This is a genomic window from Nitrobacter sp. JJSN (assembly GCF_051912485.1).
GTDB lineage: Bacteria > Pseudomonadota > Alphaproteobacteria > Rhizobiales > Xanthobacteraceae > Nitrobacter.
Genome location: NZ_CP196822.1, coordinates 1,880,118 through 1,901,594, shown reverse-complemented (window position 1 = coordinate 1,901,594; position 21,477 = coordinate 1,880,118). Strand labels below are relative to the sequence as shown.

The following is a 21,477-nucleotide window of genomic DNA, read 5'->3' as shown; positions in this document are numbered from 1 at the left end:
TCGAAGGGTCTAGATGGCGTCGAGGCCGGATTCTCCCGTCCGAATCCGAATGGCTTCCTCGATATTGGATACGAAAATCTTGCCGTCGCCGATGCGGCCCGTCTGGGCCGCGCGCCTGATGGCGTCGATGGCTTTTTCGACCAGATCGTCACCGATCACGATCTCGATTTTGACCTTGGGAAGGAAGTCCACAACGTATTCTGCGCCACGATAGAGTTCGGCGTGCCCCTTCTGCCGGCCAAAGCCTTTTGCCTCGATCACGGTGATGCCTTGCAATCCGATCTCCTGAAGCGCTTCCTTTACTTCGTCGAGCTTGAACGGTTTGATGATGGCTTCGATTTTTTTCACTGAACGTCTCCTGGCACTTCCAAATTCCGGCCAGCGGCCGATGCACGCTCACGCTGTTATCTTGGGCACGGTCATGCACTGGTTTTCAGACGGACAAAAGTCGCGGGACACGCTTCATTTTTGCCAACAGACATCACAGATCGAACCGTTGTCCCGAAGCAGGGTTTGTGCCAACTCGCAGGGGTACGCAATTCTCAAATGTTATCAGTCGATTAAAGCGAGACGTCGCATGTCAGGGCAGCGTGCCGGAGTATCTGTCAGATTACAAATTAGGCAGCAAGTTTATTTTCTGTGCAGTCGCGCGTCTGTAAGACGGTTAGCTCTCAGGATCGGGCGGTGAGGCCATGGAGATTCTGACGACCGGTGAAATGGAACAGGCTGACCGGCTTGCTATTGCGGGGGGCTCGTCGGGTTTCGCGCTGATGCTGCGTGCCGGACAGGCGGTGGCGGACGCGGCCATCGACCTCGTCGGTCAAGGCCCGATCCTGGTTGTCGCCGGGTGTGGCAATAACGGAGGCGATGGATTCGTCGCGGCGACCGAACTGGCGGCTCGCGGCCACGATGTCTCGGTGATCCTGCTGTGCGAGCGGGACAGCTTGAAGGGTGACGCTGCGCTCGCGGCGAAGGGCTGGAAAGGACCGCTGCTGCCTTGCGACCTGTCCGCGCTCGGCTCGCCCGCGTTGATTATCGACGCGCTATTCGGCGTAGGGCTCAACCGGCCGGTCAGGGGCGATCCTCATGCGATGATTGAGGCCATCAACGCTAACGGCGCACCGGTGCTCAGCGTCGATCTGCCGAGCGGCATCAACGGTACCACCGGCGCGATCATGGGCGCTGCGGTGCGTGCCACGGAGACGGTGACGTTCTTTCGCAAGAAGCCGGCGCATCTGTTGCTGCCGGGCCGGGTTTATTGTGGTCGGGTGCGCGTTGCCGACATCGGAATCCCCGATACGGTGCTGCATGAGATTCATCCCGCAACCTTCGAGAATGTCCCGGACTATTGGCAGCGCGTATTTCCGGTGCCGCGTATCGACGGGCACAAATACGGGCGAGGGCATGCAGTCGTGGTGTCCGGCGATCTGACCTCAACCGGAGCGGCCCGATTGTCGGCGCGCGGCGCGCTGCGGGCTGGCGCTGGGCTTGTGACCGTACTCTCGCCGGATGATGCGCTGGGCGCAAACGCAGCGTCACTGACCGCCGTGATGGTACGGTGCATGAATGGTGCGGCCGGGTTTGCGGAAATCCTGATGGACCGGCGTCTCAATGCCTGCGTGATCGGACCTGGGGCGGGAATTGGCGAGGATACCCGCACGCTCGTGTTGGCGGCGCTTGCGGCGAAACCGGCGCTGGTGCTCGACGCTGACGCGCTGACGAGTTTTGCCGATGCGCCGGATCGGCTGTTCGAGGCGATCAAGAGTGCTGGGAATACCGAGATTGTCCTGACTCCGCACGAGGGAGAGTTTCGTCGCCTTTTCAGCGAGATGAGCAACAAACATCCACTTCGCTCAAAACTTGAGCGGGTGCGCGCTGCAGCCGGACGTTCGGGTGCTATCGTGCTGCTCAAGGGACCGGATACCGTGGTGGCTTCGCCCGATGGGCGGGCAACCATCGCAGCCAATGCGCCGCCATGGTTGGCCACGGCAGGTTCAGGTGACGTGCTGTCCGGCATGATAGGCGGGTTGCTGGCGCAGGGCGTGCCGGCCTTCGAGGCGGCATGCATCAGCGTCTGGATGCACGGCGAGGCCGGACAGGAGGCGGGCCCGGGGCTGATCGCGGAGGATTTGCCGGAGGTGCTGCCAGCGGTGTTGCGGCGGCTCTATGATCGGTTCGGGATCGATTACTAGCGCCTTTTCGTTTCCGATGATTTTGATTTGACGCCTTCTCTTCACGTGAAGCTGCAGCCATCCTCGGGTCAGTCCCGAGGACATGCTTCGCTCGAAACGCTACCGACTATTCCACCGCAAACCAGCGGACCTGGCGCCGCGCGCTCCATTCGACGGCCATGGTCTCGACCAGCCAGGGCCCGACGACTTCCGCTGCGAAAGCGACGCGCTGGGTTTGCCCGGCATCGACCAGCAGGGTATCCAGCCAGAACGGCTTCCACCCGTCGTCAAGCCGATCGAGCAGACGAAAGTGATGGCCATGCAGATGAAATACCATGGGAGTTGCCGCCGGGTTGGTCAGCGTGAGCACCACGGTTCGGCCGCGCTTTGCGCGAAACGCCGGGGTCAAACCCGTGCTGAAGTGCGGCGGCGGTCCCCACGAAGTCGGAGTCCCTACGGAGGAGGCCAGCGGCATATCGACTCGCAGCGCGGTCTTGAGATCGAGCCGCGTCGGCAGGTTCTCCGACGGCAACGGAGCGGGTGTCGGCAAAGGTGCGGGCCGAAGGGGTTTGTCGGCGGAGACGTGCAATTGAACGATTTCTCGCGGACTGCCGCCGTCATGCAGGGTAATTGTTGATGTCGTTCCTGCGGGGATAGTCGCATCGATAACGGCGTCGATCCGACTCCCCGGGGCCAGTACCAATCGCCCGTTGCGCGCCAGAAATGGCTCTGCCGGCTGGCTGTCGATCGCAAGCACTCGAACATCCAGATTTTGGATTCCAAGAGCGATTGCATTGCGCTGACAGGCGTTAATGAACCTAAGTCTGAGTCGCTCGTTGGTCCGCAGGGTGAGGTCGAGCGAGGGCTTGCCGTTTACCAGATAGAGCGGCGCTCCAACCTTTTTCCCGCTCGCACCGGGAGCAATCGGAAGCCCTTCGACGTCGAGCCGCCAGTCCTCGATCAGCATGACCTCGTCGCGCTCGACCTCGACCGGCGTCCGTTCTTCGACGATCAGGGCCTGAGCGGGCGAGGACTGCGCCAGACCGTCTCCGAGGAGGCGGCCATCGCACAGAAAGGTACCGGCCTGCCGCAACGGGAGCGAATAGCGATCGGTTTCACCCGGCGAGGCCGGCCGTCGAGCGGTCAACGGTTCGATGGAAGGCACGCCATCAATCCCGTGCCAGTTCAGGACCAGCGGTGCTGGAAGGCCGTTATGCAGTGTCAGATCGATCGTCGCGTCCTGGCGGAAACGCGGGGTCTTCGATGAGCCACCGGTCCGCAACGACCAGACCGCGGTTTCGCCTCGATCCGGCCCAAGCAGAAGGGGAGCAGGCGTCGCATCCAAGGCAAGTGTCTGCGGGTTTTGCGGTTGCGCGCGAATCGCGGCCGCCGGACCCACGGCGGCGGCCCCGATGCCGGCCAGCAGATGCCGCCGGGTGAGTTGAACAGGACAACGCGTCATCGCTGATGCGGATCACTTTCTCCGGGTTCTGTCCAGCAGCCCCCAGCGCCCCGAACGGCCATTTTTTTGCTGCGAACCGGTATCGTCATGTTATAAGCCCGCCGCATTGAGCGCTGACGAAGCCGGGAGATAAACCCGGTGCCGTTGGCGCGCCGGTTTCAACTCGTTGGAGCATGACGTACTACCGAAAGCCGCTTCGCATTTTCGGCATCATGCTCGGCATCACAGGCCGGATTGATGCTCCTAGCGGGCGTGGCGGAATTGGTAGACGCGCTGGATTTAGGTTCCAGTGACGAAAGTTGTGGGGGTTCGAGTCCCTCCGCCCGCACCAAGCGCCAAAGCGTTTGAGCAAACGATTTCAGGCAGCTATCCAAGTGGATATATGCCGGCCGTACACCGATGCAGGCGTTTCGTCTCGCATCGACCGATTGACAATGATCCGGCCGTTCCGGCTGGGCCAAGCGGAAGAAGATTGACGCCATGCAGGTGAACGAAACCCTCGCCGAGGGACTGAGGCACGAGTTCCAGATCAGCTTTTCGGCCGCTGAAATCGCGGCCAAGGCGGATGCGCGGCTGGTCAACCTCAAGGACAAGGTGAAGCTCGACGGCTTTCGTCCGGGAAAGGTGCCGGTTAGCCACCTCAAGAAGGTCTACGGCCGGTCATTGATGGTCGAAACCATTGAGGACACGATTCGCGATACAAACATGCAAATCGTCACTGACCACGGCTTCAAGCTCGCGGGTAATCCCAAGGTGACGATGCCGTCGGAGGCCAAGGAGATCGAGGATATCCTCGCTGGCAAATCCGACCTCAACTACAGCGTGGCGATCGAAGTCGTGCCGGCGATCGAACTGGCGGACTTCAAGACCTTCGCCATCGAAAAGCCGGTGGTCGATGTAACCGACGTCGACGTCGACGAAGGCATCAAGCGGATCGCCGATCAGAACCGCAGCTACTCTACCAGGGCGGAAGGCGCGAAGGCCGAGAATAGTGATCGCGTGACCATCACGTTCAAGGGCACCATCGGCGGTGAACTGTTCGAGGGCGGTAGCAGCGAGGACGTTTTGGTCGTGCTCGGATCGAATGCCCTCATTCCGGGCTTCGAAGAGCAGTTGGTCGGGATTGGCGTCGGCGAGACTCGCATCGTCAAGGCGCCGTTCCCCAATAACTATGCGGACTCCGAACTTGCCGGAAAGGAGGCCGAGTTCGAGACCACGGCGAGCATGATTGAGATGCCAGACGACATCCAGATTGACGATCAGTTCGCCCAGACGATCGGTCTGGATACGCTCGATCAGTTGAAAAAAGCCGTACGCGAGCGGCTCGCCGCCGAATTTGCCCGCGCGATGAGGCAGCACGTCAAACGCGCGCTATTCGATCGCCTCGACGAGACGCATAAGTTCGAAACGCCGCCGACGCTGGTCGAGGAGGAGTTTGAACAGGTGTGGAAGTCGATCACGACGGAGATGGAGACGAATAAGAAGACCTTCGCCGACGAGGACACCACCGAGGAGGCTGCCAGGGAAGAGTACCGCCGAATCGCCGACCGCCGGGTACGGCTCAGCCTCGTGCTCTCCGATATCGGTGAAAAGAACGGGATCTCGGTCACCGATGACGAAATCAACCGCGCATTGATCAATCGCGCTCGCCAGATGCCGGGCCGAGAGAAAGAGATTTGGGACTACTATCAGAAAAACCCGCAGGCCATGGCCCAGATTCGTGCTCCGATCTTCGAAGACAAGGTGGTTGACTTCATTCTCGAACTCGCCAACGTCACGGAAAAGAACGTAACGCGTGAGGATCTCTACAAGGATCATGAGATGCACGGTGCCGAGGTCTGACGGGGTCGCGCGTCGATCGGGCATCGGGTCTGGCCCGCACACGACATTAAGGATACCGGTTGAAATTGGCGTCGCGGCGCCGTCCTCATTAGGTCACGCGCTGCGAATCGGCTTGAACTGGACTTGGTCGGCACGGCATCCTTGTCGCCCGAGCGATTGGCTCATATCTGTGGGCCATGCTTGCCGAATCCTGACACAGGACGTTTCATTTGAGGAAAACTGGAGACTGTCCGTTTTGCCTCGGATGTTCGCTGCCGCTAACTGCTGACACAAACTTTTGGGTGATCAATGCGCGATCCAGTGGAAACCTACATGAACCTCGTTCCGATGGTGGTCGAGCAGACCAACCGTGGCGAGAGGGCTTACGACATCTTCTCCCGGCTGCTGAAGGAGCGCATCATCTTCCTGACCGGGCCGGTCGAGGACAACATGTCGATGCTGGTCGTCGCGCAGCTCTTGTTCCTCGAGGCTGAGAATCCCAAGAAAGAAATCTCGATGTACATCAATTCGCCGGGAGGCGTGGTGACGTCGGGGCTCGCGATTTACGACACGATGCAGTTCATCCGCCCGCCGGTCGCCACACTGTGCACCGGACAGGCCGCGTCGATGGGGTCGTTGCTACTGGCGGCCGGCGAAAAGGATATGCGGCATGCACTGCCGAACGCGCGCATCATGGTTCACCAGCCCTCCGGCGGTTTCCAGGGGCAGGCGACGGACATCATGCTTCATGCCCAGGAAATCCTGAGCCTCAAGAAGCGGCTCAACGAGATCTACGTCAAGCACACGGGACAGACCTACAAGGCGATCGAGGATGCGCTGGAGCGCGACAAGTTCCTCACCGCCGAGATGGCCCGCGATTTCGGCATCGTCGACAAGGTGATCGACAAGCGCGCCGAAGAGCCAGCGGCCCCCAAGGCTTCGTAATAAAAAGGCTTCGTGGTCAAGAAGGATTCGTAGGATCAGGCACCGTGGCGGGATGGGCGGAAACGGGCCGGTTGGCCCGGCCCAATCTGGCACCACCGGCGATTGCACTGCGATACTTTCTGAAAAGTTCCTTTTTCGCGGCGTTTCCGCTTGACTGCCGTGACAATCGCGCAACGCTGGGCTGAATTTGGCCAAAGAGAGTCGCGTTATGGAGCCAAATAGCGCTATTGTCACGGTGCGGAGGCTGGCCGATTAGCGAATTCTTGATAGTCGGCGGGCACCATGGTTCGCTAGCTGAGTTCAGTTAGCCAAGTATGCGCAGGAGAATCGAATTAACCGCGATTCGCGCGGGATCGAGAGCGGAGGGTCTTTCCTGGTACGGACTTTGCTCATATGTAACCTCGCTTCCCCGGATGTGCCGGAACGGAGCGGGCGAGCAGGCGAACAGGCGAGACTGAACGGCGGACGGAGACAGGAATGAGTAAGGTCGGTACGGGCGACTCCAAGAACACGCTGTATTGCTCATTTTGCGGCAAGAGCCAGCACGAAGTGCGCAAGCTGATTGCGGGGCCTACCGTATTTATCTGTGACGAATGTGTCGAACTCTGCATGGATATCATTCGCGAGGAGAACAAGTCCTCGCTGGTGAAGTCGCGCGACGGCATTCCGACTCCGAAGGAAATCTGCAAGGTTCTGGACGACTACGTCATCGGGCAAAATCATGCCAAGAAGGTGCTCTCGGTCGCGGTCCACAATCATTACAAGCGGCTCAATCATCAGACCAAGCACAACGACGTCGAACTCGCGAAGTCGAACATCCTGCTGATCGGTCCGACCGGTTCCGGTAAGACGCTGCTTGCGCAAACGCTGGCGCGTATCCTCGATGTGCCGTTTACGATGGCGGATGCGACGACTCTGACCGAAGCCGGCTATGTCGGTGAGGACGTCGAGAACATCATCCTGAAGTTGTTGCAGTCCGCCGACTACAATGTCGAGCGCGCGCAGCGCGGTATCGTCTATATCGACGAGATCGACAAGATTTCGCGCAAGTCCGACAATCCCTCGATCACGCGTGACGTATCGGGCGAGGGCGTGCAACAGGCGTTGTTGAAGATCATGGAAGGCACGGTCGCTTCGGTTCCGCCGCAGGGAGGGCGCAAGCACCCGCAGCAGGAATTCCTGCAAGTCGATACGACCAACATCCTGTTCATCTGCGGCGGCGCGTTCTCCGGCCTCGAGAAGATCATCTCGGCGCGCGGACGGACCACGTCGATCGGTTTCGCTGCGCAGGTCCTTGCACCGGAAGATCGTCGCACCGGTGAAATCTTCAGGCATGTCGAGCCGGAGGATTTGTTGAAGTACGGCCTGATCCCGGAATTCGTCGGCCGTCTGCCTGTCGTCGCCACGCTCGAGGACCTTGACGAAGCATCGCTGAAGAAGATCCTGACCGACCCGAAGAACGCGCTGGTGAAACAGTATCAGCGACTGTTCGAGATGGAGAATATCGAACTGACGTTTGCCGACGAGGCGCTCGGCGCGGTCGCACGCAGGGCGATCGAACGCAAGACCGGCGCGCGCGGGTTGCGTTCTATTCTCGAAAGCATCCTGCTCGAGACCATGTTCGACCTTCCGGGTCTGGAAGGGGTCGAGGAGGTCGTAATCTCGCGCGAAGTGGTTGAGGGAACTGCGAGACCGCTGTACATTTACGCGGACCGCTCGGATCGCGCGAGCGAAACCAGCGCCAGCGCCTGATCGGGGCGTTTTGGCGTCGTCTGTCGAGGCAAGGCGTCGCCGCCGGTAGTCCCGCGCGGCGGCCATGGGCTATACCAGAGCCGATCCTGTAGTCCTTGGAAGCCGCTGCTTTCCTTCACTTGACACACTGGCGGTCGATGGCCACCTAATGCTGTCGGCGGCGCAGGTGCGTTCGCCGTTTCCAGGGCAGGTGAGGCATCGGTTCGCAAAGCCCCTCCTTCTCCGGTAAACTCGGCACCTTGTGGCGGTTGCGCACGATCTGCGGCTGCGTACAAGGGGGCGCAACAAAAGGAACAAGGCTATGACCGCCTCAAAACCCCGGCCAGCTATCGTTCACGGCGAAACCAATACCTACCCGGTGCTTCCGCTTCGCGACATCGTCGTTTTCCCGCACATGATCGTGCCGCTGTTCGTCGGCCGCGAGAAATCGATCAAGGCGCTCGAAGAGGTCATGAAGAACGATGCGTTGATCATGCTGGCGACGCAGAAGAACGCGTCGGAGGATGATCCTACGCCGGATTCGATCTACAAGATCGGAACGCTCGCCAGCGTGCTGCAACTGCTGAAGCTTCCCGACGGCACGGTGAAGGTGCTGGTGGAAGGCCTTGAGCGCGCGCGCGTGGAGACATATTCCGACCGCTCCGAGTATTATGAAGCGACCGCTGTCGCGCTGGCCGATACGGACACCAGCAGCGTCGAAGCTGAGGCGCTGTCGCGTTCCGTCGTGTCGGATTTCGAAAGCTATGTGAAGCTGAACAAAAAAATCTCGCCCGAGGTCGTGGGTGTCGTGCAGGCGATCACCGATTTCGCCAAGCTCGGCGATACCGTGGCTTCGCACCTCGCCGCTAAGATCGCGGATCGTCAGGGCATCCTTGAGACGTTGTCGGTGACGGCGCGTCTGGAAAAGGTGCTCGGTCTGATGGAGAGCGAAATCTCGGTCTTGCAGGTCGAGAAGCGCATCCGCTCGCGCGTCAAGCGCCAGATGGAGAAGACCCAGCGCGAGTACTATCTCAACGAGCAGATGAAGGCGATCCAGAAGGAACTCGGCGACGACGAGGGTCGCGACGAGCTCGCCGATCTGGAAGAGAAGATCGCCAAGACCAAGCTCTCGAAGGAAGCTCGCGAGAAGGCCCAGCACGAATTGAAGAAGCTGCGACAGATGTCTCCGATGTCGGCAGAAGCCACCGTGGTGCGCAACTATCTCGATTGGCTGCTATCGATTCCGTGGGGCAAGAAGTCCAAGGTCAAGAAGGACCTTAACGCCGCGCAGGAAGTGCTGGACGCCGACCACTACGGCCTTGAGAAGGTCAAGGACCGTATCGTCGAGTATCTCGCGGTGCAGTCACGCGCCAACAAGCTGACCGGACCGATCCTGTGCCTCGTCGGCCCGCCCGGCGTCGGCAAGACCTCGCTCGGCAAGTCGATCGCGAGGGCGACCGGACGTGAATTCGTGCGCGTGTCGCTTGGCGGCGTACGCGACGAGGCGGAGATCCGTGGTCACCGTCGGACCTATATCGGCTCGATGCCCGGCAAGATCATCCAGTCGATGCGCAAGGCCAAGACCTCGAATCCGCTGTTTCTGCTGGACGAGATCGACAAGATGGGCGCCGATTTCCGCGGCGATCCGTCGTCGGCGCTGCTTGAGGTTCTCGATCCCGAGCAGAATTCGACTTTCAACGACCACTATCTGGAGGTCGATTACGATCTGTCCAACGTGATGTTCCTCACGACCGCGAATACGCTGAATATTCCCGGACCCTTGATGGACCGCATGGAGATCATCAGGATCGCCGGCTACACCGAGAACGAGAAGGTTGAGATCGCTCGCAAGCATCTCATTCCGAACGCGCTCACCAAGCACGGCCTGGATTCGAAGGAGTGGTCGATCGATGACGACTCGCTTCTGCTCATCATCCGTCGCTACACCCGCGAAGCGGGCGTGCGAAACCTGCAGCGTGAGCTCTCCACACTTGCCCGCAAGGCGGTGAAGGAGCTGATGCTGTCGAAAAAGAAGTCGGTCAAGGTCACCGAGAAGGCGGTCGAAGAGTTTCTCGGGGTGCCGAAATATCGCTACGGCGAGATCGAAACCGATGATCAGGTCGGCGTCGTGACGGGTCTGGCGTGGACCGACGTCGGTGGTGAGTTGCTGACGATCGAAAGCGTGATGATGCCCGGCAAGGGGCGCATGACGGTCACCGGCAACCTGCGCGACGTGATGAAGGAATCGATCTCGGCGGCGGCGTCCTACGTCCGCTCGCGCGCGATCACCTTCGGGATCGAGCCGCCGCTGTTCGAGCGGCGCGACATCCACGTCCATGTTCCCGAGGGAGCTACTCCGAAGGATGGTCCTTCGGCCGGCGTGGCGATGGCGACGACGATCGTATCGGTGTTGACTGGAATCCCGATCCGGCACGACATCGCGATGACGGGCGAGATCACGCTGCGCGGCAGGGTGTTGCCGATCGGCGGCCTCAAGGAGAAGCTGTTGGCTGCGGCGCGGGGCGGCATCAAGACGGTGCTGATTCCCGACGACAATGCCAAGGACCTGACGGAGATCTCCGATGCCATCAAGGGTGGGCTGGAGATCATTCCGGTCGCCCGGATGGACGAGGTGATCGCCAGGGCGTTGGTGCGGCAGCCGAAGCCGATTGTCTGGGAGGAGGATCCCAAGCTTCCGGTCAATCCCGATGCAACTGATGAGGCGGCCGGCGGTCTGACCGCGCACTGAGCGTCACAACATAATTGACGAAACGGCGCCCTTCGGGGCGCCGTTTGCGTTATGGCGCGGTTGTGTCTGCCCGATCCCATGGATGTCGAGGGACAACGCACCCGCGGCTTGCGTGCCTTTGCGCCAGGATCGGCCCGCAAGGCGTATCTGATGGATCGAGCTTGCAACTTGCGACCGGCGGCTTGCGTGTGGGGATGCGTCAGCGCTAAACAGGACGCGAGGGCGGCTAGCTCAGCTGGTTAGAGCATCTCGTTTACACCGAGAGGGTCGGGAGTTCGAATCTCTCGCCGCCTACCATTGTGATTTCAGATTTCCGCGGGAGCGGCGATGGCGGAAGTTCCCCAGACGCGGAACGCGGACCAGATCGCTTACTGGAATGGACCCGCCGGTCAGCGCTGGGTCGACCGGCAGCAGGCTCAGGATGAAATGCTGGAGCCGGTGTCCGCCATCTTGCTTGATCGCGCCAGAGCCGTGCCTGGCGAGCGTGTCATCGATGTCGGTTGCGGCTGCGGCGCCACCACGCGGGCATTTGCCGAGAAGGTCGGCGCTGCCGGCCGCGTTCTCGGCGCCGATATCTCGGCGCCGATGCTGCAACGCGCCAGGCAAGTCACGCCGCAAGGTGCTCGAGCGGAATTCCGGCTCGCTGATGCCAGTGTGTATCCGTTCAAGCCGGGGTGGTACGATCTGATTGTCTCCCGGTTTGGCGTGATGTTCTTTGCCGAGCCGACCGCATCATTCGCCAATCTCAGGAAAGCATTGCGGCCGGGTGGCCGGCTGACCTTCGTATGCTGGCGCGAACCTCGCGCCAATCCCTGGCTGATGACGCCACTCCAGGCTGCTTACAATCATGTCCCCAAGCTGCCCGAAGTTGGGCCGGAAGATCCTGGCCCGTTCTCGTTCGCGTCCGAAGCGCGCGTTCATCGCATCCTCGGCAAGGCCGGCTTTTCCGACGTAGCAATGGAGGCCTGCGACCTCACATTGGATGTCGCGATCGGCAATGGGCTCGACGCCGCGGTCGAGTCAGCGCTTCAGCTCGGCCCGACCAGTCGTGCACTTGAGGGACAGCCGGCCGATATCGTTGCTGCCGTGAGGAGGTCTATCCATGAGGCGCTTGCGCCGTTCGCTAAAGGGCAGGCGGTCGTGCTTCCTGCATCAATCTGGGCCGTGACCGCGCGCAACTCGGCGGCTTTAGCAATGGACATGCCTTAACGATCCAGCATGATCGGAACATGCTCTAGCTAGTCCTGGCAGTAGCCGTAGAACCCGCAAGCGTACGGTAATCGGTCGAAATAATACGAGATCGCCGATCGATCTTCATAATAGGGACGATAGTAGAAATCGTTCGGCCTTCCGTAATAGCCGGGCACCGGAGGCGGAAACCGAAAACGGTAGAGCGCGCTCTCGGGGTAATCCGCTTCGACCACGACACGGGCTGGCGGCGGCGCCGGTTCCGCGAAGATTTTGCCGATGCGGCTGTGCACCGGAAGGTCGGCGGCTGACCCTGTCGCTCCCATCGCGGTGAGCCCGATGAGCGCAAGCAAGATAGTGCGTAGCATTTTTGGAATCCCCGTTGATTCGAGGATCATATCTCCTGGCGTTTAGGAAAGATTAACGATGCCGCACGGGTTCCGCGCGCACCGCAACACGCGGCTTCTGAACCGTCATCCTTCGCCCGCGATATCAGAGCCTTCAGGCGCGTTCTTCCCAGATCGCTGCGAGATGCACGATGGTCCGGACCGCGGCTTCCATGTCCTGGACGCTGACCCATTCGGTGCGTGAGTGGAAGGCGTGCTCGCCAGCGAAGATGTTCGGGCAGGGCAGCCCCACGAATGATAACCGCGAGCCGTCGGTGCCACCGCGAATGCTGCCTTTGATCGGTTTGAGACCGGCGCGGCGGACCGCTTCCATGGCGTTGTCGATGATCGCGGGATGACGATCCACTACCTGTTTCATGTTGCGATATTGCGGCTGGATGTCCAGCCGATACGTCGAGTGCGGGAAGTCCGCCATGACGTCACGGATAATTCCCTCCAGTAGGACTTCCTTTTCCTTCAGGCCGGCATCGGTGAAATCGCGCACGATAAAGCTGAGCGTCGCGTGCTCCAGCGTGCCGCTGACGCCGGTCGGATGGAGGAATCCCTCGCGGCCGTCGGTGGTCTCGGGCGAGCAAGTGTCTTTCGGAAGCCGTTCCACAATGCGCGATGCGATCTTGATCGCATGCTCCATCTTGCCCTTGGCGAAGCCGGGATGGGCGCTGACTCCCTCGATCGAAAGAGTGGCGCCATCGGCCGAGAACGTCTCGTCCTCGATATGGCCCGCGGTCTCGCCGTCAACGGTGTAGGCGAAGTCCGCGCCCAGCTTTTTCAGATCGACCTTGTCGACGCCGCGCCCAATTTCCTCGTCAGGCGTGAACAGGATTTTGATGGTGCCATGCTTGATCTGGGGATTGGCAAACAGAATCTGTGCGGCGTCCATGATTTCGGCGACGCCCGCCTTGTTGTCGGCGCCGAGCAGTGTGGTGCCGTCCGACGTGACGATGTCGTTGCCGACCTGATCGGCCAGCGCCGGATTGTCAGCGATGCGGATCACCTGCGACGGATCGCCGCAGAGTCCGATATCGCCGCCGCGATAATCCCGGACGATCTGCGGCCTGACGTTTGCGCCTGAACAGTCCGGTGACGTGTCCATATGCGAGCAGAAGCAAATGACGGGGACCTGCTTCGAACTGTTCGCCGGAATCGTCGCATACACATAACCGTGCGGGTCGAGATGGGCATCGGAAACGCCAATCTCTTGCAACTCACGCACCAGCAGGCGACCGAGATTCTTCTGCTTCTCCGTGGATGGACACGTGGAAGATGTCGGGTCCGACTGGGTGTCGATGGTGACATAGCGCAGAAAGCGCTCTGTCACCGTGTGTTTGAATGTCATTGGAGCGGCCATCGCATCTCAGGGCAGGGGCCGTATATCCAGAAAATCAGGTCAACAAAACCTTCCATTCCGGCCTTGCCCATGGCGATCCGGTCTGGCGGCATCCTTTCAGGCGTTTTAAGCGGAGCGCCTGATCCAGAACCCCGGTTAGACGGCTTCCTTGAGCTCTTTTGCGGCACGGAACGCGACCTTCTTTGAAGCCTTGATGTGAATGGCTTCGCCGGTGGCCGGGTTGCGACCCATGCGGGCGGCGCGTTTGCGGACTTGAAGGATGCCGAGGCCGACGATGCGGATGCGATCGCCCTTCTTGAGGTGCTTGGTGATACGGGCGACCATGTCGCCGAGGATGGCCTCGGCGGCCTTCTTCGACAATTCATGGTCCTCGGCCAATGCTGCTGCGAGATGCTTCAGCGTCACGGTGCTCGGGGTCGCTGCCTTCTTCGCCATAGGGCCCTCCTCGTCGTTGATGGCTTCGGAAGGCAAGGCGTATCAGGCATTGGTTGATTCGGGGAGGTGCCGACCACGCCGTTTTGCCTGTAAACAGCCTATTTTTTGCATCGACCTGTCGAAAATGCCTGCCATCCAAGGAGATCTGCAACTGCCTTGACTTGGAAAGGCCCCGCCTTTAAGCCCTCACACCTGTGCGGATACACGACATCCGCGGGAGTAGCTCAGTTGGTTAGAGCGCCGCCCTGTCACGGCGGAGGCCGCGGGTTCGAGTCCCGTCTCTCGCGCCAGTGTTTTTCGGCTTGATCTCGAAGGTTCGGCTCTGACGCAAGGCCCGCATGACGGCGGGGCGGGCCTCACGGACTGACGCCAACACGCAAAGCCACCCGATGGCTTTGGTCATTGATCCGAAATCCGAGATTACCTCACCAGGGTTGTTCCCGAACTGGATATCATCGTCGGCTGACCGGCCTTGATCACATGGACGGTCTGGACGAAGTCGGCGCTCGGACGGACGGAAGTGCCGAAAGCTGTCAGCGCGGCGCCTACGATGAGCGCGACGACCACGATCTTCAGGTGGGTGGCGCGGTCCGCGCTCTGGATCGAGTGGTTCATGGTCGCCTCCTGTCTCCCGGCACCTCGTGGGCCGTCGGCGAGAGCAATAAATCTGCTCTGTTTCAGGAAGGCTTCGCGGGCCCCCCAAAATGGTTTCAATTCCCTGATTTCCGAACCTGGGCGCGGTGTTCGATGGAATGCGCGGATAGGGGACGGCGGCTACGATTGCCAGACCGTCCGTGCTCCCTGTCAACCCGCAAAATCTCCGCCTTGGGTGCGTCAAAATGGGCTATCTTGCCACCCCTGTTGCACTAAGCTAAAGCCTCTCAAAAGTTCCAATAGTCTAACAAATCTGCGGGTCGAGCGGCCGCAGCGAGGGGAAGCGCCGATGAGCGGCATTTTGCAGAACTATCTTCCGCTTGTGGTGTTTATCGGGATAGCGGCCGTGATCGGCGCTGTGCTACTGATCGCTCCCTTTATTGTCGCCTACCGGCAGCCTGACCCGGAGAAGCTTTCGGCCTATGAGTGCGGATTCAACGCATTCGACGATGCCCGAATGAAGTTCGACGTCAGGTTTTATCTGGTCGCCATTCTTTTCATCATTTTTGACCTTGAGGTCGCATTCCTATTCCCTTGGGCGGTCACGTTCGGCAAGCTCGGCGTCACGGGCTTCTGGTCGATGATCGTGTTTCTTGGTGTGCTGACCGTTGGTTTTGCCTATGAATGGAAGAAAGGCGCGCTCGAATGGGATTGAGCTCTCCTACCGCTAAGTTCGCGAATGCTGCTTCCTCTGCCGGCGGTCCGTTCGTGGATCCGGCAGCGGCCTCGATTCTGGACCCCCGGACCGGCCGGCCGGTGGGTGCCGGCGATCCGTATTTCCTCGAGGTCAATCACGAACTGTCCGACAAGGGCTTCTTCGTCGCTGCGACCGACGACCTCATCACCTGGGCGCGCACCGGCTCTCTGATGTGGATGACCTTCGGTCTCGCCTGCTGTGCGGTCGAGATGATGCAGGTTTCGATGCCGCGCTACGACGTCGAGCGTTTTGGCTTTGCGCCGCGCGCATCGCCGCGCCAGTCGGACGTGATGATCGTCGCCGGCACGCTGACCAACAAGATGGCCCCCGCGTTGCGCAAGGTCTACGACCAGATGCCGGAACCACGCTACGTCATCTCGATGGGATCGTGCGCCAACGGTGGCGGCTACTACCACTATTCCTATTCGGTGGTGCGCGGCTGTGACCGGATCGTGCCGATTGATGTCTATGTGCCGGGCTGTCCGCCGACGGCGGAAGCGCTTCTTTACGGCATTCTGCTGCTGCAGAAAAAGATCCGGCGAACTGGAACCATCGAACGCTAAAGGTTTAAAGGAATGGACGACAGCAGGCTCGACGCCTTGGGTCAGATGATCGTTGCTACGCTTCCGGGCGCGGCGATCGGCCATTCCGTGTCATTCGGTCAACTGAGTGTCGCGGTTGACGTCGCGAAGATTGTCGAGGTCGTTCGCTTCATCCGCGACGATCAGCGTTGCCGCTTCATCAACATCACCGACGTGACCGCTGTCGACTATCCAGGCCGCGAGAAGCGCTTTGATGTGATCTATCACTTCCTGTCGCCGACGCTGAATACGCGCATTCGACTGCGCGTCGAGGCTTCGGAGACCACGCAGGTGCCCTCGCTGATCGATGTGTTTCCCGGCGCAGACTGGTTCGAGCGGGAGACCTACGATCTCTATGGCGTGATTTTCACCGGGCACCCCGACATGCGGCGTTTGTTGACCGATTATGGGTTCGACGGACATCCGCTACGCAAGGACTTTCCGCTGACGGGCTTCGTCGAGGTGCGTTACGACGATGCCGAGAAACGGGTTGTGTACGAGCCGGTGCGTCTCAATCAGGAATTCCGCAAATTCGATTTCATGTCACCCTGGGAAGGTGCGGACTATCCGCTGCCGGGTGATGAGAAGGCGAACGGCGGCAAGGCAGGTGGCTGATGACCGAAGCACTTGGCACCGAAACTCCCGGTATGCGGAACTTCACCATCAATTTCGGCCCGCAGCATCCGGCGGCGCACGGCGTGTTGCGGCTGGTGTTGGAGCTGGATGGCGAGGTGGTCGAGCGCGTTGATCCGCACATCGGTCTGCTTCATCGCGGCACCGAGAAGTTGATCGAGCAAAAGACCTATCTTCAGGCCATTCCGTACTTCGATCGGCTCGATTACGTCGCGCCGATGAATCAGGAGCACGCTTTCTGTCTCGCGGCTGAAAAGCTGCTGGAGATCGCGGTGCCCCGCCGCGGCCAGTTGATCCGGGTGCTCTACTGTGAGATCGGCCGCATTCTCTCGCATCTTCTCAACGTCACCACGCAGGCGATGGATGTCGGCGCGCTCACGCCGCCGCTGTGGGGCTTTGAGGAACGCGAAAAACTGATGATGTTTTACGAACGCGCCTCGGGCTCGCGGATGCATGCCGCTTATTTCCGCATCGGCGGCGTGCATCAGGACCTGCCACCGAAGCTGATCGATGACATCGACGCCTGGTGCGATCCGTTCCTGCAGGTTGTCGCCGACCTCGATAGGTTGTTGACCGCCAACCGCATCTTCAAGCAGCGCAACGTCGATATCGGCGTGGTCAGCCTGAAGCAGGCCTGGGAATGGGGTTTCTCCGGCGTCATGGTTCGCGGCTCCGGCGCGACCTGGGATTTGCGCAAGTCGCAACCCTACGAATGCTATGCCGAAATGGACTTCGATATTCCGATCGGCAAGAACGGCGACTGCTACGATCGCTATCTCATCCGCATGGAAGAGATGCGGCAATCGGTGCGGATCATGAAGCAGTGTATCGCCAAGCTGCGCGCCGCCGACGGGCAGGGGCCGGTGGCGGTCGAGGACAACAAGATTTTCCCGCCGCGTCGCGGTGAAATGAAGCGTTCGATGGAAGCGCTGATCCATCACTTCAAGCTTTACACCGAAGGCTTCCACGTTCCGGCGGGCGAAGTCTATGCGGCGGTGGAAGCGCCCAAGGGAGAGTTCGGCGTCTATCTCGTCTCGGATGGCAGCAACAAGCCCTACAAATGCAAGATCCGCGCGCCGGGTTTCGCGCATCTGCAGGCAATGGATTTCATCTGCAGAGGGCACCTGCTGGCGGACGTCTCTGCCATTCTCGGTTCGCTCGACATCGTGTTCGGAGAGGTCGACCGGTGATCGCACAGCCGCCGATCCAGTTCGACCGGACCTCAGGCGTTCTCGAGGGCGCCAGTGCTTGGGAGCGCGTGGCAGCGTTGGCACTCGTTGCGGGCTCAAAAGTTTCGTCGCTGTTCTCTCATCGCGGCTACAACAGTTGCGCCAACCTGCTGCGCAAGACGTTGCCGGAGCGCGATATCGCCGTCAGGCTCAATTCCGATGCGACGTTCGCGTTTCCCTATGGCGACGGCTACTGGAGCAAGCTGCTGAATCGTTCCTTCAAGTATGAAGATGAGCTTGAACTGCTGTTTCGAGATTCCGCCGACGTCGACTACACGCTGCTCGATTGCGGCGCCAATTACGGTTACTGGTCGGTGCTGGTGTCCAGCAAGCCGTTCGGATCGCGCAAGGCGATCGCGATCGAGCCGTCGTCGAAGAACTTCGCCAAGCTTCTGAACAATGTAAAGATCAACGGCAACCGCTTCGAGATGATGCAGAGCGCCATTGGTGCGACGCGCGGCACTGCGCGCTTGTCCGGCACCAAGCACGAGGCCTTCAGCATCGCCGGCGGCGCCGATGCCGGCGGCGAGGAGGTGCCGGTGCTCGCGCTCGATAACCTGCTCGACGATGGCAAGATTTCGCCTGACGGCAAGTACCTCATCAAGCTCGATGTTGAAGGCGTCGAGATCGAAGCCATCAAAGGCGGCACCCGCGTGCTGCAAGGCGACGCTGTGATCCTGTGCGAGGAACACGGCAACGACCCAAGCCACACCGTGTCGCGCTACATTCTTGAGCAGACACCGCTAACGCTGATCGTGCACGATCCCGTCAGCAACCGTTTCGAGACTCTGACAGAGCTTTCCATTCTGGATCGCATCAAGGTCGCCTCCCACGTTGGATACAATGTGTTCGGCACCTCAAGTGCATTCTGGCAAGATCGTTTTCGTCGCCTGAACGCAACCGCGTCGCAACGTGTTCATTGAGAGACTAGAGTACGATGTCCGTTCGCCGTCTGGCACCAAAAGAACAGCAGCCCGAGAGTTTCGCGTTCAGCGCGGAGAATCTTGCCTGGGCCAAAAAGCAGATCGAGCAATACCCCCCGGGTCGCCAGGCCTCCGCATCCATCGCTATCTTGTGGCGCGCGCAGGAACAGCAAGGCGGCTGGATCTCCGAGGCGGCGATCCGCGCCGTCGCCGACATGCTCGACATGCCCTACATCCGTATGCTGGAAATCGCGACCTTTTACACGATGTTCCAACTGCAGCCGGTCGGCAAGAAAGCCCACATCCAGGTCTGCGGCACCACGCCGTGCCGGTTGCGCGGCGCTGAGGACATCCTCGCCGTCTGCAAGAGCCGCATCCATCACGAGCCCTTCCATCTGTCCAAGGACGGCGACTTTAGCTGGGAAGAAGTTGAGTGCCTCGGCGCCTGCGTTAACGCGCCGATGGCGCTGATCTGGAAGGACACTTACGAGGATCTGACCAAGGAAAATTTCGGCAAGGTGCTGGACGGGTTTGCCTCGGGCCATCCGCCGAAGCCTGGTCCTCAGATCGACCGCCAATTTTCTGCGCCCGTCGGAGGTCCGACCACGTTGAATACAGCGGCTGCGAAGGGCGTGGCGGGGCAGCGCGCCGATGACGCGACCAAGAAGGGCAAGTCCTGATGCTCGACGACAAGGATCGCATCTTCCGCAACCTCTACGGTCTCGACGACTGGCGGCTGGCCGGCGCCCGTCGCCGTGGCGCATGGGATGGCACCAAAGCGTTGGTCGACAAGGGACGCGACTGGATTGTCAGCGAGATGAAGGCGTCGGGCCTGCGCGGCCGCGGCGGGGCCGGATTTCCGACTGGCATGAAATGGTCCTTCATGCCGAAGGACAACGCCGACGGTCGTCCGAGCTACCTCGTCGTCAATGCTGATGAGTCCGAGCCCGGCACCTGCAAGGACCGCGAGATCATGCGGCACGATCCGCATCTGCTGATCGAGGGTTGTCTGCTGGCCGGCGTCGGCATGGGGGCCCATGCCGGTTATATCTACATTCGTGGCGAGTTCATCCGCGAGCGCGAGCATCTGCAGGCCGCCATCGACGAGGCCTATCAGGCCAAACTGATCGGCAAGGATAACATCCATGGTTTCCCGTTCGATCTGTATGTCGCTCATGGTGCGGGGGCCTACATCTGCGGCGAGGAGACAGCACTGCTGGAGAGCCTCGAAGGCAAGAAGGGCCAGCCGCGGCTGAAGCCGCCATTCCCGGCCAATGTCGGTCTCTACGGCTGCCCGACGACCGTGAACAACGTCGAGTCAATTGCGGTGGCGCCGGACATCCTGCGCCGTGGCGCGGCCTGGTTCGCCGCGATCGGCCGTCCCAACAATGTCGGCACCAAGCTGTTTTGTATTTCGGGTCACGTCGAACGTCCCTGTAACGTCGAAGAGGCGATGGGAATCACGTTCCGTGAATTGATCGACACCCATTGCGGCGGCATCCGCGGCGGCTGGAACAACCTCAAGGCGGTCATTCCGGGCGGCTCGTCGGTGCGCATGGTGCCGGCCGCGCAGATCATCGATACGCCGATGGATTTCGACAGCCTCAGCAAGCTGCGTTCGGGCCTCGGCACCGCCGCCGTCATCGTCATGGACAAGTCGACCGACCTGATCCGGGCGATCGCGCGCATTTCCTATTTCTACAAGCACGAGAGCTGCGGGCAGTGCACGCCGTGCCGGGAGGGGACCGGCTGGATGTGGCGGGTGCTGACCCGGATGGCCGAGGGCCGCGCCCACAAGCGCGAGATCGACATGCTGCTCGAGGTCACCAAGCAGATTGAGGGTCACACCATCTGCGCGCTCGGCGACGCGGCGGCCTGGCCGATTCAAGGACTGATCGCGCATTTCCGTCATGAGATCGAGGCGCGCATCAGCGAATATTCGCACAAGGCCGATCGGGACGATCAGGGCATTCTTGATCCCGCGCACATGGTTGCGGCGGAGTAGAGCTGATGTCGCAACCGAGCACGTTCTGGTGGCAGAGTTACGGGACGCTAGCCCAGATGGCGCAGGCGTCCGTGGCGCTGCTCGGTTTCGTCGCGATCCTATTCCAGATCAACGTGATCGCGTCCAACCATCGCGAGGCCAGCGCGCGCCAAGCCTTTCTCGGCTATACCGACCTGGCGTTCAAGCATCCGCAATTCTCGCATCCAGATTACGATTCGATCAAAGCGGGTAGCTCAGATCAGAAGAACCAGTACGAGAGCTTTGTTTCGTATTTCCTCTACGCGTGTGAGGAAGCGATTGCTGCGTTTGATGACAAACGCGAATGGCAGGCGTCCTGCGATTACGATCTGAAGCCCCATCTGAGTTTTCTCTGCGACAAGAACGCGGCTGAACCGGAATATCTGGCGACTTACGGCAACGACACCCAGCAGTGGGTTAAGACATCCTTGCAGAGCGCGAGCGTGACACCTCCGGATTGCAAGTTGGGAAAGTCTTGAG

The 21,477-nt window shown here is 60.5% G+C and carries 20 protein-coding genes and 3 tRNA genes; 17 read left to right on the top strand and 6 right to left on the bottom strand.

What is annotated here, in order from left to right; translation table 11 throughout:
* Positions 1–9: 9 nt before the first annotated feature.
* Positions 10–348, bottom strand: a complete 339-nt coding sequence (locus tag ACSZOQ_RS09440) for a P-II family nitrogen regulator (protein WP_011510702.1) — start codon at positions 346–348, stop codon at positions 10–12.
* A gap of 344 nt (positions 349–692) precedes the next feature.
* Here ACSZOQ_RS09440 and ACSZOQ_RS09435 point away from each other — a divergent pair, with 344 nt between their 5' ends.
* On the top strand, positions 693–2,192 hold the full coding sequence (locus tag ACSZOQ_RS09435; protein WP_439925744.1) for an NAD(P)H-hydrate dehydratase: 1,500 nt from the start codon (positions 693–695) through the stop codon (positions 2,190–2,192).
* Positions 2,193–2,298: 106 nt separating this feature from the next.
* Here the strand turns inward: ACSZOQ_RS09435 and ACSZOQ_RS09430 are convergent, their stop codons facing one another.
* Entirely contained in the window at positions 2,299–3,633 is a 1,335-nt protein-coding gene (locus ACSZOQ_RS09430) for a multicopper oxidase family protein (protein WP_439925743.1), read from the bottom strand.
* 246 nt (positions 3,634–3,879) lie between these two features.
* Between ACSZOQ_RS09430 and ACSZOQ_RS09425 the strand changes: the two genes are divergently transcribed.
* From ACSZOQ_RS09425 to ACSZOQ_RS09395, 7 genes are all read left to right on the top strand, one after another.
* A tRNA-Leu gene (locus ACSZOQ_RS09425) sits at positions 3,880–3,964 on the top strand.
* Between the two features lie 149 nt (positions 3,965–4,113).
* Entirely contained in the window at positions 4,114–5,475 is a 1,362-nt protein-coding gene (gene tig / locus ACSZOQ_RS09420) for a trigger factor (protein WP_439925742.1), read from the top strand.
* Positions 5,476–5,763: 288 nt separating this feature from the next.
* Positions 5,764–6,399, top strand: coding sequence for an ATP-dependent Clp protease proteolytic subunit (locus ACSZOQ_RS09415; RefSeq protein ID WP_439925741.1), 636 nt, complete (start codon positions 5,764–5,766; stop codon positions 6,397–6,399).
* 477 nt (positions 6,400–6,876) lie between these two features.
* Positions 6,877–8,151 (top strand): ATP-dependent Clp protease ATP-binding subunit ClpX, encoded by a 1,275-nt coding sequence (gene clpX, locus ACSZOQ_RS09410; protein WP_439925740.1) that lies wholly within the window; start codon positions 6,877–6,879, stop codon positions 8,149–8,151.
* 301 nt (positions 8,152–8,452) lie between these two features.
* Positions 8,453–10,879 (top strand): endopeptidase La, encoded by a 2,427-nt coding sequence (lon, locus tag ACSZOQ_RS09405; RefSeq protein WP_439925739.1) that lies wholly within the window; start codon positions 8,453–8,455, stop codon positions 10,877–10,879.
* Positions 10,880–11,099: 220 nt separating this feature from the next.
* Positions 11,100–11,176, top strand: a tRNA-Val gene (locus ACSZOQ_RS09400).
* A gap of 30 nt (positions 11,177–11,206) precedes the next feature.
* The gene (locus ACSZOQ_RS09395; RefSeq protein WP_439925738.1) at positions 11,207–12,088 is read left to right on the top strand and encodes a class I SAM-dependent methyltransferase; all 882 of its coding nucleotides are present in this window, start codon (positions 11,207–11,209) and stop codon (positions 12,086–12,088) included.
* Between the two features lie 29 nt (positions 12,089–12,117).
* Here the strand turns inward: ACSZOQ_RS09395 and ACSZOQ_RS09390 are convergent, their stop codons facing one another.
* The 3 genes from ACSZOQ_RS09390 to ACSZOQ_RS09380 all read right to left on the bottom strand — a co-directional run bounded on the left by ACSZOQ_RS09390 (position 12,118) and on the right by ACSZOQ_RS09380 (position 14,257).
* Positions 12,118–12,435, bottom strand: a complete 318-nt coding sequence (locus ACSZOQ_RS09390) for a hypothetical protein (RefSeq protein WP_439925737.1) — start codon at positions 12,433–12,435, stop codon at positions 12,118–12,120.
* 133 nt (positions 12,436–12,568) lie between these two features.
* Positions 12,569–13,822 (bottom strand): peptidase T, encoded by a 1,254-nt coding sequence (pepT, locus tag ACSZOQ_RS09385; RefSeq protein WP_439925736.1) that lies wholly within the window; start codon positions 13,820–13,822, stop codon positions 12,569–12,571.
* A 135-nt stretch (positions 13,823–13,957) separates the two neighbouring features.
* On the bottom strand, positions 13,958–14,257 hold the full coding sequence (locus ACSZOQ_RS09380) for an HU family DNA-binding protein (protein ID WP_439925735.1): 300 nt from the start codon (positions 14,255–14,257) through the stop codon (positions 13,958–13,960).
* A gap of 213 nt (positions 14,258–14,470) precedes the next feature.
* On the opposite strand from ACSZOQ_RS09380, the gene ACSZOQ_RS09375 reads away from it, so the two are divergent.
* Positions 14,471–14,547, top strand: a tRNA-Asp gene (locus ACSZOQ_RS09375).
* Positions 14,548–14,677: 130 nt separating this feature from the next.
* Here the strand turns inward: ACSZOQ_RS09375 and ACSZOQ_RS09370 are convergent.
* Positions 14,678–14,872 (bottom strand): hypothetical protein, encoded by a 195-nt coding sequence (locus tag ACSZOQ_RS09370; RefSeq protein WP_439925734.1) that lies wholly within the window; start codon positions 14,870–14,872, stop codon positions 14,678–14,680.
* Between the two features lie 328 nt (positions 14,873–15,200).
* Here ACSZOQ_RS09370 and ACSZOQ_RS09365 point away from each other — a divergent pair, with 328 nt between their 5' ends.
* From ACSZOQ_RS09365 to ACSZOQ_RS09330, 8 genes are read left to right on the top strand one after another with little or no spacing between them, the layout of a single operon-like run.
* Complete coding sequence (locus ACSZOQ_RS09365; RefSeq protein WP_439925733.1) at positions 15,201–15,566, top strand: NADH-quinone oxidoreductase subunit A; 366 nt, start codon at positions 15,201–15,203, stop codon at positions 15,564–15,566.
* The gene (locus ACSZOQ_RS09360) at positions 15,536–16,171 is read left to right on the top strand and encodes a NuoB/complex I 20 kDa subunit family protein (protein WP_439925732.1); all 636 of its coding nucleotides are present in this window, start codon (positions 15,536–15,538) and stop codon (positions 16,169–16,171) included. The genes ACSZOQ_RS09365 and ACSZOQ_RS09360 overlap by 31 nt, the downstream gene beginning before the upstream one ends.
* Before the next feature lie 12 nt (positions 16,172–16,183).
* Complete coding sequence (locus ACSZOQ_RS09355) at positions 16,184–16,804, top strand: NADH-quinone oxidoreductase subunit C (RefSeq protein ID WP_439925731.1); 621 nt, start codon at positions 16,184–16,186, stop codon at positions 16,802–16,804.
* Entirely contained in the window at positions 16,804–18,012 is a 1,209-nt protein-coding gene (locus ACSZOQ_RS09350) for an NADH-quinone oxidoreductase subunit D (RefSeq protein WP_439925730.1), read from the top strand. Before ACSZOQ_RS09355 ends, ACSZOQ_RS09350 begins: the two co-directional genes overlap by 1 nt.
* Positions 18,012–18,974: an FkbM family methyltransferase gene (locus ACSZOQ_RS09345; protein WP_439925995.1), complete on the top strand. Its 963-nt coding sequence runs from the start codon at positions 18,012–18,014 to the stop codon at positions 18,972–18,974. Before ACSZOQ_RS09350 ends, ACSZOQ_RS09345 begins: the two co-directional genes overlap by 1 nt.
* A gap of 14 nt (positions 18,975–18,988) precedes the next feature.
* Positions 18,989–19,654, top strand: coding sequence for an NADH-quinone oxidoreductase subunit NuoE (gene nuoE / locus ACSZOQ_RS09340; protein ID WP_439925729.1), 666 nt, complete (start codon positions 18,989–18,991; stop codon positions 19,652–19,654).
* Entirely contained in the window at positions 19,654–20,979 is a 1,326-nt protein-coding gene (gene nuoF / locus ACSZOQ_RS09335) for an NADH-quinone oxidoreductase subunit NuoF (RefSeq protein ID WP_439925728.1), read from the top strand. The genes nuoE and nuoF overlap by 1 nt, the downstream gene beginning before the upstream one ends.
* Positions 20,980–20,984: 5 nt before the next feature.
* Positions 20,985–21,476: a hypothetical protein gene (locus ACSZOQ_RS09330; RefSeq protein WP_439925727.1), complete on the top strand. Its 492-nt coding sequence runs from the start codon at positions 20,985–20,987 to the stop codon at positions 21,474–21,476.
* Position 21,477 lies beyond the last annotated feature (1 nt).